The sequence below is a fragment of the Shewanella sp. cp20 genome (assembly GCF_000832025.1).
GTDB lineage: Bacteria > Pseudomonadota > Gammaproteobacteria > Enterobacterales > Shewanellaceae > Shewanella.
This window is the reverse complement of the sequence record NZ_JPII01000051.1, coordinates 1-506: the sequence shown is the minus strand read 5'-3', so window position 1 is coordinate 506 and position 506 is coordinate 1. Positions and strand designations below refer to the sequence as shown.

Genomic DNA, 506 nt, shown 5'->3' with positions numbered 1-506 from the left:
CTCAGTCGGTAGAGCAGTTGGCTTTTAACCAATTGGTCGAAGGTTCGAATCCTTCACGACCCACCACTTTTCTGACAGTGGTTAAACAATCAGGCATCCAAGATGGGTCGTTAGCTCAGTCGGTAGAGCAGTTGGCTTTTAACCAATTGGTCGAAGGTTCGAATCCTTCACGACCCACCACTTTTCTGGCAGTGGTTAAACAATCAGGCATCCAAGATGGGTCGTTAGCTCAGTCGCTATTTTTAGAGAAAGGGCAGTTGGCTTTTAACCTCTGATACAAGGTTAAGCTTCATCGGTATCAACAATACGGGTCGTTAGCTCAGTCGGTAGAGCAGTTGGCTTTTAACCAATTGGTCGAAGGTTCGAATCCTTCACGACCCACCACTTTTCTGACAGTGGTTAAACATTCAGGCATCCAAGATGGGTCGTTAGCTCAGTCGCTATTTTTAGAGAAAGGGCAGTTGGCTTTTAACCTCTGATACAAGGTTAAGCTACATCGGTATCAA

General features: G+C 45.7%; 2 tRNA genes. Both read left to right on the top strand.

Annotated features, from left to right (window positions below):
• The first annotated feature begins 104 nt into the window (after positions 1-104).
• Positions 105-180: transfer RNA gene (locus DB48_RS18545), tRNA-Lys, on the top strand.
• Between the two features lie 128 nt (positions 181-308).
• Positions 309-384, top strand: a tRNA-Lys gene (locus DB48_RS18540).
• Positions 385-506 lie beyond the last annotated feature (122 nt).